We start from the raw sequence: 9958 nt of genomic DNA on the forward strand, positions 1-9958 counted from the left end.
CGCGCGGAACCCGGGGCGGGCGGGGGCGGACGCCTGTAGAGTCGGTGCAGCCCGTATCCGGCGGACTCGTTTTGACCCGCCCGGCCGAGCGTGGGTATTCTGCATGTTTGTTGTGTGTATTGGCTTGCTCATTCTCACGTGGGGGGCCCTTACACCGGTCCACCGGGCCGATGACCAGCGACCTGCACGCGGTATGCGTCACCGCGGTGCGGTCAGGGCTGTCGTGATCGTCTTCGGTGACCATGTCAGGACCATTCACTGAAGAAGCGAAGGCTACGAACCGTGCGTACGTACAGCCCCAAGCCCGGCGATGTGACGCGCCAGTGGCTCGTCATCGACGCCCAGGACATCGTCCTGGGTCGTCTGGCCTCCACTGCGGCCTCCATCCTGCGCGGCAAGCACAAGCCGATCTACGCCCCTCACGTCGACACCGGTGACTTCGTCATCATCATCAACGCCGACAAGGTGCACCTCTCCGGCAACAAGCGGACCCAGAAGATGGCGTACCGCCACTCGGGCTACCCGGGCGGTCTGCGCTCGGTCCGCTACGACGAGCTGCTGGCGAAGAACCCCGAGAAGGCCATCGAGAAGGCCGTCAAGGGCATGCTCCCCAAGAACACCCTGGGCCGTCAGATGCTGTCGAAGCTGAAGGTCTACTCGGGCGACCAGCACCCGCACGCTGCGCAGCAGCCGGTGCCGTTCGAGATCACCCAGGTCGCGCAGTAAGTCCGGCCACCCCCTAAGACTGAACAGAATCTGAGGAGCATCGTGGCCGAGACCACTGCCGAGCAGCCGCTCGAAGAGACCGACATCGACATCGACAGCTACACCACGGAGTCCGAGGTGCCCGTCGAGGGCGAGTACACCTCGGAGTCCATGGCGTCCCGCTTCGGCGACCCGCAGCCGGCCGCCGGCCTGGGCCGTCGCAAGAACGCCATCGCCCGCGTCCGGATCGTTCCGGGCACCGGCAAGTGGAAGATCAACGGTCGCACCCTCGAGGACTACTTCCCGAACAAGGTGCACCAGCAGGAAGTGAACGAGCCCTTCAAGGTGCTCGAGCTCGAGGGCCGTTACGACGTCATCGCCCGCATCGCGGGTGGCGGTGTCTCCGGTCAGGCCGGTGCGCTCCGTCTCGGTGTCGCCCGTGCGCTGAACGAGGCGGACGTCGACAACAACCGCGGCGCCCTCAAGAAGGCCGGCTTCCTCCGCCGCGACGACCGTGCGGTCGAGCGCAAGAAGGCCGGTCTGAAGAAGGCCCGCAAGGCCCCGCAGTACAGCAAGCGCTGATTGCAGCTGCCCCTGCACGTACTCCGAACGCCCCGGCGGCACGCCACAGTGCCGCCGGGGCGTTCGTTTTCTCTCCACGCCAGGCGTATAACGACACAAGGTGCTCGGCGGCTAATCTGATCGAATGGTCGGGGAGCGTTTGCTTCGGGATGCGGAAGCCGCACACGCACCGCGACCGTCGAACACCTCACGCGTGCCCACGGTCCGCGGCCCCCGGGCCGGGGACCGTACCCGGTGCCCGGCGTCCGGCGTCCGGTGCCCGGCTCCGGCGTCCGGGCCCCCGGCCCGCGGTGCGCGGTCCGGCGTCACGCCCTCGCGGCACCAGGCTTGATACGACATCCGGTACGGCATTCGCGGACGACGTTCCGACACGGATTTCGATACCGACGCTTCTCAGGAGGACAAGTGGGACGACTCTTCGGCACGGACGGCGTGCGCGGTGTCGCCAACGCGGACCTGACGGCCGAGATGGCGCTGGGCCTCTCCGTGGCCGCCGCGCACGTACTGGCAGAGGCGGGCACGTTCGAGGGGCACCGGCCGACCGCCGTGGTCGGACGCGACCCGCGGGCGTCCGGGGAGTTCCTGGAGGCCGCCATGGTCGCCGGACTGGCCAGCGCCGGTGTGGACGTGCTGCGGGTCGGCGTGCTGCCGACGCCCGCCGTGGCGCACCTGACCGGAGCGCTCGGCGCCGACCTCGGCGTGATGCTCTCCGCGAGCCACAACGCCATGCCCGACAACGGCATCAAGTTCTTCGCCCGCGGCGGCCACAAGCTCGCCGACGAGCTGGAGGACCGGATCGAGTCCGTGTACGAGGAGCACCGCACCGGTGCCCCCTGGGACCGCCCGACCGGCGCCGGCGTGGGCCGCGTACGGGACTACGAGGAGGGCCTCGACACGTACGTCGCCCACCTCGTCGGCGTCCTGCCGAACCGGCTGGACGGCCTGCGGATCGTCCTCGACGAGGCGCACGGCGCCGCTTTCCGGGTCTCGCCGGAGGCGTTCGCGCGGGCCGGGGCCGAGGTCGTCACCATCGGCACCCAGCCGGACGGGCTCAACATCAACGACGGCTGCGGCTCGACCCACCTGGAGCAGCTGAAGGCCGCGGTCGTCGAGCACGGGGCCGCCCTCGGCATCGCGCACGACGGCGACGCCGACCGCTGCCTGGCCGTCGACCACACCGGTGAAGAGGTGGACGGGGACCAGATCCTCGCCGTGCTCGCGCTGGCGATGCGGGAACGTTCGGCCCTGCGTTCCGACACCGTCGTCGCGACCGTGATGTCCAACCTCGGGTTCAAGCTCGCCATGGAGCGCGAGGGCATCCGCTTCGTGCAGACCGCGGTCGGCGACCGGTACGTGCTCGAGCAGATGAAGCAGGGGGGCTACGCCCTCGGCGGCGAGCAGTCCGGCCACGTCATCGCCCTCGACCACGCCACGACCGGCGACGGCACGCTCACCGGCCTGCTGCTGGCCGCGCGCGTCGCCGAGACCGGGCGTCCGCTGCGCGAGCTGGCGTCGGTGATGGAGCGGCTGCCGCAGGTGCTCATCAACGTGCCCGACGTGGACAGGACCCGGGTGCAGGCCTCCGGGGAACTCGCGGCGGCCGTGACGGAGGCCGAGCGCGAACTGGGGGAGACCGGCCGCGTGCTGCTCCGCCCCTCGGGCACCGAACCGCTGGTCCGGGTGATGGTGGAGGCCGCCGACATCGACCAGGCCCGCTCGGTCGCGGAACGCCTGGCGGACGTGGTGAAGTCGGCGCTGGGCTGACGGAGCGGGCGGCCGCCGCCGGGCCGTGCCGGCCCGTCCGGTGGGACCGGCCCGCCGAGGCCGGTCCGGCGGTCACCGGCCGGCACCCGCACACCGGGGAGCGGACGCGGGGCGGCGACGGTGATCGCACCGCCCCGGGTCACGTCCGGTGCCCCGCCCCCGGGGTCACAGCTTGCGCAGGCTGAGGCGCTGGACCTTGTGGTCCGGCCCTTTGCGCAGGACGAGGGTGGCCCGGCCGCGGGTGGGGGCGATGTTCTCCACCAGGTTGGGCCGGTTGATCGTCCGCCACATGGTGCCGGCGTAGTCGAGGGCCTCCTCCTCCGAGACCTGCGTGTACTTGCGGAAGTACGAGGAGGGGTCCTGGAAGGCGGTCGCGCGCAGCTTGCGGAAGCGGTTGAGGTACCAGCGCTCGATGTCCTCGGTCCGGGCGTCCACGTACACGCTGAAGTCGAAGTAGTCGGCGAGCCCGACCCGGGTGCGCCCGTCCTTGCCCGGCAGCGCGGGCTGCAGCACGTTGAGCCCCTCGACGATCAGGATGTCCGGGCGGCGCACGGTGAGCAGCTCGCCCGGGACGATGTCGTAGATGAGGTGGGAGTAGACCGGGGCCGTGACCTCGTCCTTGCCGGCCTTGATGTCGGCGACGAAACGGGTGAGCGCGCGGCGGTCGTACGACTCGGGGAACCCTTTGCGCGACATCAGGCCGCGGGCCTGGAGCTCTTTCGTCGGCAGCAGGAAGCCGTCCGTGGTGACCAGTTCGACGCGCGGGTGCTCGGGCCAGCGGGAGAGCAGGGCCTGGAGCAGACGGGCGACCGTGGACTTGCCGACGGCCACGGAACCGGCGACCCCTATGACGAAGGGCGTGCCCGCCTGGGAGCCCTGCTCGCCGAGGAAGGTGTTCAGCGCGCTCCGGAGCCCGTCGGTGGCGCCGACGTAGAGGTTGAGCAGCCGGGACAGCGGCAGGTAGATGTCCCGCACCTCGTCGAGGTCGATGACGTCACCGAGCCCGCGCAGCTGTTCGACCTCCTCGGCGGACAGCGGCAGCGGCGTCTTGTGGCGCAGCGCGCTCCACTCCGCACGGGTGAGGTCGAGGTAGGGAGTCGCCTCCGGCCGCTGCCGGTGGGCGCTCCGGGACGTCGAGGAGACCGGTGAGATCACAGTCCATTGTTAACGGAGTTCGAACGGGATGGTTCGTGGGCTGTGTCACGCGGCGGGCGGAAACGGATGGAAGCGGTCGGAAACGGGAGGAAATGGGGGGATGCGAGAGGTCGCGGACCCCGTGTCCTGCTCCTCTTTGCGCCGTGTCCGACATTTCGTGACGGCACTCGGGCCGCCGTCGAGTCCGTCCGTCGCAGCAGTCGGGGAGTGTCGTGTGAAGCGCATCCTGATCCGTTCCGGGAAGAGCCCGCTCCGCGTGGCCACGCCGACGGAGTTCATCCACCAGGACCTGATCGGGACCAACACGGGCAACCTGCTCTTCGGCGACTCGGCCCACAAGATGCTGTCCGCGCCGGACACCGAGGTCGTCTCGAACGGCATCCGCACCGACCCGTCCGCCCGGCGCGTGGCCGAGATCAACGAGCGGTACGACGCCTTCGTCGTCCCCCTGGCCGACGCCTTCCGCCCCGCCTTCCGGGCGTCCCTGGACCGGCTGTCGACCCTGGTGGACCAGCTGACCGTGCCCGTGGTCGTCCTCGGCGTGGGCGCCCGGACCGGGGCCGACTACGACACGGAGCCGCTGAGACCGATGGAGGCGTCGGTGAAACATTTCGTCTCCGCCGTCCTCGAACGGTCCGCCTCGATCCCCGTCCGGGACGGCTCGGACGACGGTCACATGCGCTACCGGATCAGCCGGCTGCGCGAGCGGACGGCCGTCGCCAACGCCCGGATCGACAAGCGCGCCCGGGAGGCCGGGGAACTGCGCGCCCGGCTGGCCGCCGCCGAGGAACGGGCGGACGGGACCGGCCGGCGGCTCGCCGCGGCGCAGAGGGAACTGGCGGCCGCCCACAAGCGGCTCGCGGCCCTGGAACGCCGCGTCGGCGGCATCGAGAAGCGCGCCATGGTCCGGATCGGCCCGCCGTCCGCCGCCGGGCGCGCCGCATCGCCAGGGGCGACGGGAAGAACTGACCGGGAACGGACGGACCGGGACCGGACGGACCGGGACGGAACGCCGGGCGCGCCAAGCAAGATCACACGGCTGTCACAGTTCCCCTACGAGTGATCCTCGGATGATCGTTCACGGGGGCGCCGTGCCTATATTTCGGGCACTGTGCCGCGGATTCCTCCGCGGCTTCGAAGAAAGAGTGCCCCACGTGACATCCCCCGCCGTCCGCCGTTCCGCTCTCGCCGCCTCCGCCGCCGCGCTCGCCCTGCTCGTCACCGCCTGCGGCGGCTCCGACGAGGGTGACGGCGGCAAGGACGACGCGGGCAAGGCCGCCTCCGCCTCCGCCGCGCCCGCGGCCGAGGCGCTGACCGCGGCCGAGCTGGAGAAGGCCGCGCTGGTCCAGGCGGACGTGAAGGACGGCAAGGTGGTCACCAAGGTGCCCGCCGGGGACGACATCGCCGCCGACAAGGTCGTGGCGGAGGACGAGGCGTGCCGGCCGCTCGCCCGCGTCCAGTCCGGTGTCGCGGTCGGCTCGCCCGCCGCCACCGTCAAGCGGTCCTGGACGGGCGAGCCGAAGAAGCCCGCCGAGGGCGCGGACGTGGAGAAGGCCCTGCAGGCCGGTCTCGACGTGGACAAGGTCCTGGTCACCCTCGCCTCCTACGAGGACGGGGGCGCCGAGCAGGTCCTCAAGGACGTCGACGCGGCCGCCGAGAAGTGCGCGGGCGGCTTCGGGTACACCTCCGTGGGCGAGGAGTTCGAGATCGTGAAGGTGGCCGAGGCCGAGGCGCCGAAGGGTGCCGACGAGGCGATCGCGCTCACCCTGACCCTGTCCGCCGAGGGCGTCGAGGCCCCCGTGAACGTCGTCGTCACCCGCACCGGCTCCACCGTCGCCGCCTTCTCGGCGGTCAACTTCGCCGCGATGGGCACCGGCGAGAAGGCCCCCTTCCCGATGCCGGTCGCCGACGCCCAGCTCGCCAAGCTCGGCTGACGCACCCTCCGCCCGTTCCCACCGGTGCCCCGCGCACCGGTGGGAATTTCCGATTTCGGGCACGCGGCGGCCCGGTCCGGTGCCTGACGGATCGTAGGCTGCCGGGCATGTGCGGAATCGTGGGATACGTGGGGCCGCAGTCGGCGCTGGACGTCGTGACGGCCGGACTGAAACGACTGGAGTACCGGGGCTACGACTCGGCGGGCGTGGCCGTCCTCGCGGACGGCGGGCTCGCCACGGCGAAACGGGCCGGGAAACTGGTCAACCTGGAGAAGGAGCTGGCCGCCCGGCCGCTGCCCACCGGGGCGACCGGCATCGGCCACACCCGCTGGGCCACGCACGGCGGTCCCACCGACGCCAACGCGCACCCGCACCTCGACAACGCGGGCCGGGTCGCCGTCGTCCACAACGGCATCATCGAGAACTTCGCCGAACTGCGGGCCGAACTGGCCGGGCGCGGCCACGACCTGGCCTCCGAGACGGACACCGAGGTCGTCGCCCACCTGCTCGCCGAGGAGTTCTCCTCCTGCGCCGACCTCGCCGAGGCGATGCGCCTGGTCTGCAAGCGGCTGCTCGGCGCCTTCACCCTGGTCGCCGTCCACGCGGACGCGCCGGACGTGGTCGTCGGCGCGCGCCGCGACTCGCCGCTCGTGGTGGGCGTCGGCGAGGGCGAGTCCTTCCTCGCCTCGGACGTCGCCGCGTTCATCGAGCACACCCGCTCCGCGATCGAACTGGGCCAGGACCAGGTGGTCGAACTGCGCCGCGACCAGGTCACGGTCACCGGTTTCGACGGCGCGCCGACGGACGTCCGGACGTACCACGTCGACTGGGACGCGTCGGCCGCCGAGAAGGGCGGCTACCCCTCCTTCATGCTCAAGGAGATCGCCGAGCAGCCCAGGGCCGTCGCCGACACCCTGCTCGGCCGCATCGACGGCTCCGGCGCCCTGTCCCTGGACGAGGTGCGCATCCCCCCGGAGGCGCTGCGCGAGGCCGACAAGGTCGTCATCGTCGCCTGCGGAACGGCCTTCCACGCCGGGCTGATCGCCAAGTACGCCATCGAGCACTGGACGCGGATCCCCTGCGAGGTCGAGCTGGCGAGCGAGTTCCGCCACCGCGATCCGATCCTCGACCCGCAGACCCTCGTCATCGCCGTCTCCCAGTCCGGCGAGACCATGGACACCCTGATGGCCCTGCGGCACGCGCGCGAACAGGGCGCCCGCGTCCTCGCCATCTGCAACACCAACGGCTCGACCATCCCCCGCGAGTCCGACGCCGTCCTCTACACCCACGCCGGCCCCGAGGTCGCCGTCGCCTCGACCAAGGCCTTCCTGACCCAGCTGGTCGCCTGCTACCTGGTCGCCCTGTACCTCGCCCAGGTCCGGGGCGCGAAGGACGCCGACGAGATCCACGCGGTCGTGCGGGACCTGTCCGCCATCTCCCGCTCGGTGGAACGGGTCCTGGAGACCATGGAGCCGGTACGGGAACTCGCCCGCGCCCTCGCCCACAAGGACACCGTGCTGTTCCTGGGCCGGCACGTCGGCTACCCGGTCGCCCTGGAGGGCGCGCTCAAGCTCAAGGAACTCGCCTACATGCACGCGGAGGGCTTCGCCGCGGGCGAGCTGAAGCACGGCCCGATCGCCCTGGTCGAGGACGGCCTGCCCGTGGTCGTGGTCGTCCCGTCACCGCGGGGCCGCTCCGTCCTCCACGACAAGATGGTCTCCAGCATCCAGGAGATCCGCGCCCGCGGCGCCCGCACCGTCGTCATCGCCGAGGAGGGCGACGACGAGGTCGCCCCGTACGCCGACCATCTGATCCTCGTCCCGGCCGTCCCCACGCTGCTGCAGCCGCTGGTGACGACGGTCCCCCTCCAGGTCTTCGCCTGCGAACTGGCCACGGCCCGGGGCAACGAGGTCGACCAGCCCCGCAACCTGGCGAAGTCGGTCACGGTGGAGTGAACGGGGGGCGCTCGCCGCGACGGGGACCGCACCCCGGGAGGGACGCGCACGACCGGAAGCGCGAGCACTCCGGGCCCGCGGTCCTCTCCCGCCGTCCGGGGCCGGGCCCCCGGCGGCGCCGTAAAGTGCTCGGCATGAGCATCATCGGAGTCGGGATCGACGTGGCCGAGATCGAGCGGTTCGCGGCGTCCCTGGAGCGGACGCCCGGTCTCGCGCGGCGGCTGTTCGTGGACGGCGAGCTGCTGCTGCCCGGCGGGGGACGGCGGGGGGTCGCCTCGCTGGCGGCGCGGTTCGCCGCCAAGGAGGCGCTGGCCAAGGCGCTCGGGGCGCCCGGCGGGCTGTACTGGACCGACGCGGAGGTCTACTGCGAGGACAGCGGGCGGCCCCGGCTGCGGGTGAAGGGGACGGTGGCGGCGCGGGCCGCCGAACTGGGCGTGCGGTCCTGGCACGTCTCGCTCAGCCACGACGCCGGGGTGGCGTCGGCGGTCGTCGTCGCCGAAGGGTGACGGGCGTGGACCGGCCGGGCCTGCTGGGGTTCCCCGGGGTCGGGGAGGTCGGGGACCGGCTGCCGGTGTGGGGAGAGGCGCTCCTCGCCGCCGCCGCCCTGCTCGTGGTGGTGTCCACGGCGGTGCGCCTGGTGCGCATGGCCCGTCGGGCGCGGCGCGGGCGGCGGCGCCGGTGACCGGCCGGAGGGGCGGGGAGGGCCGCTCCCGCGTCCCCTCCGGCCGGCGCCTCGCCGCCGTCGGCGGGGCCGGCCGCGTCAGCAGACGGACTGGCTGCTGTTGACCAGCCTGTTGTTGCGGAACGTGGTGTTCTCGCCGCACGGGCTCTCACGGATCGAGGAGTTGGTCACCGTCAGGTTCTGGACGGTGATGTCCCGGTTGTTGGCGAACTCCGTGCGGGCGGCCAGCCGGATCTCGCCCCCACCGGTGACGGTGCCGCTCTGGGCGGCGAGGTTCACGTTGTAGCAGTTCTCGATCAGGATCGCGTTGTTGCCGGTGCCGGACAGGCTGATCCGGTCGATCGTCGCGCCGCCGCTCTCCGAGACGCAGAAGACGCCGCGTCCGCCGCCGCGCGCGACGACCTCGCCGACGCGGATGTTGGTCGCGTACGAGCTGCCGATCCGGCCGTTGCGGTTGGCCATGCGGAAGGCGGCGTAACCGGTGCCGGTGCCCGCGTTCTCCGCGTCCACCTTGCCGACCGTGGCGTTGACGGTCTGGTTGAGGAGGAGTCCCGACTCGCCGACGTCGCGGGCCGTGACCGTGCCGACGGTGAGGCCGTCGACCCCGTACGTCTCCACGGCGTGGCTGGACGCGCCGGAGACGTGGACGTTGTCGATCCGGACGTTCCGCGTCCACTGGCTGGTGTCGCCGCGGTTGTCGATGCGGACGCCGAGGCCGCCGGACAGGCGCATGTCGATCTGGCCCAGGACCACGTTCTGCACGTTGCGCAGGAAGACGCCGTACAGCGGGGTGCCGGTGACGCTGAGGTTCTGGACCTCGATGTCCCGCGTGCCGCGGGAGTAGACCGGCGCCTGGTCGCCGGAGCCGCTGCCCGTGACGTCGATCGTGCCGCAGACGTCGAGAACCGTGTAGCTCGGCAGCGAGATGCGGGAGTTGGCGGAGATCGAGCCGGAACCGCGGACCACCACCCGCTCCTTGGAGGTGCGGCCGGAGGTCAGGCTGCCGATCGCCGCCTGCACCGCCGCGCGCATGTCGGTACCGGTGTGGACGACGGTGCCGCCGCGGCGGGCGGTCCAGGTGCCGCCGCTGCGCACGGCCTCGGCCTGGTAGGAGCCGTCCCCGCAGGCGGCGGCCCGGACGGGGGCCTCCCGGGCCGCCGCCTGCGGGGACGGCTCCTACC

At 72.0% G+C, this 9958-nt stretch carries 9 protein-coding genes and 1 pseudogene; 8 read left to right on the top strand and 2 right to left on the bottom strand.

The window, feature by feature from the left end; all coding sequences use genetic code 11:
- The first annotated feature begins 282 nt into the window (after positions 1-282).
- The 3 genes from rplM to glmM all read left to right on the top strand — a co-directional run bounded on the left by rplM (position 283) and on the right by glmM (position 3051).
- Positions 283-726, top strand: coding sequence for a 50S ribosomal protein L13 (rplM, locus tag AOK18_RS03405; protein ID WP_055572364.1), 444 nt, complete (start codon positions 283-285; stop codon positions 724-726).
- A gap of 42 nt (positions 727-768) precedes the next feature.
- Entirely contained in the window at positions 769-1287 is a 519-nt protein-coding gene (rpsI, locus tag AOK18_RS03410) for a 30S ribosomal protein S9 (RefSeq protein ID WP_042165139.1), read from the top strand.
- Between the two features lie 405 nt (positions 1288-1692).
- The gene (gene glmM / locus AOK18_RS03415) at positions 1693-3051 is read left to right on the top strand and encodes a phosphoglucosamine mutase (RefSeq protein ID WP_055572363.1); all 1359 of its coding nucleotides are present in this window, start codon (positions 1693-1695) and stop codon (positions 3049-3051) included.
- 165 nt (positions 3052-3216) lie between these two features.
- Here glmM and coaA read toward each other — a convergent pair whose 3' ends face one another.
- On the bottom strand, positions 3217-4206 hold the full coding sequence (gene coaA, locus AOK18_RS03420) for a type I pantothenate kinase (protein ID WP_055693285.1): 990 nt from the start codon (positions 4204-4206) through the stop codon (positions 3217-3219).
- Between the two features lie 214 nt (positions 4207-4420).
- Here coaA and AOK18_RS33525 point away from each other — a divergent pair, with 214 nt between their 5' ends.
- The 5 genes from AOK18_RS33525 to AOK18_RS32820 all read left to right on the top strand — a co-directional run bounded on the left by AOK18_RS33525 (position 4421) and on the right by AOK18_RS32820 (position 8777).
- Positions 4421-5269, top strand: coding sequence for a hypothetical protein (locus AOK18_RS33525; protein ID WP_206281497.1), 849 nt, complete (start codon positions 4421-4423; stop codon positions 5267-5269).
- 91 nt (positions 5270-5360) lie between these two features.
- On the top strand, positions 5361-6140 hold the full coding sequence (locus tag AOK18_RS32815; RefSeq protein WP_055693286.1) for a hypothetical protein: 780 nt from the start codon (positions 5361-5363) through the stop codon (positions 6138-6140).
- A 107-nt stretch (positions 6141-6247) separates the two neighbouring features.
- Positions 6248-8095, top strand: coding sequence for a glutamine--fructose-6-phosphate transaminase (isomerizing) (gene glmS, locus AOK18_RS03435; RefSeq protein ID WP_055693287.1), 1848 nt, complete (start codon positions 6248-6250; stop codon positions 8093-8095).
- Between the two features lie 134 nt (positions 8096-8229).
- Positions 8230-8601, top strand: a complete 372-nt coding sequence (locus AOK18_RS03440) for a holo-ACP synthase (RefSeq protein WP_055572359.1) — start codon at positions 8230-8232, stop codon at positions 8599-8601.
- 5 nt (positions 8602-8606) lie between these two features.
- Positions 8607-8777 carry a hypothetical protein gene (locus AOK18_RS32820; protein ID WP_157865010.1) on the top strand — a complete coding sequence of 57 codons (171 nt, stop codon included), beginning with the start codon at positions 8607-8609 and terminating at the stop codon, positions 8775-8777.
- A gap of 78 nt (positions 8778-8855) precedes the next feature.
- On the opposite strand, the pseudogene AOK18_RS03445 reads toward AOK18_RS32820, so the two are convergent.
- Positions 8856-9923 (bottom strand): annotated as a pseudogene (locus tag AOK18_RS03445) (hypothetical protein); the annotation flags it as partial.
- Positions 9924-9958 lie beyond the last annotated feature (35 nt).

This window comes from Streptomyces prasinopilosus (assembly GCF_001419695.1).
Lineage (GTDB): Bacteria > Actinomycetota > Actinomycetes > Streptomycetales > Streptomycetaceae > Streptomyces > Streptomyces prasinopilosus.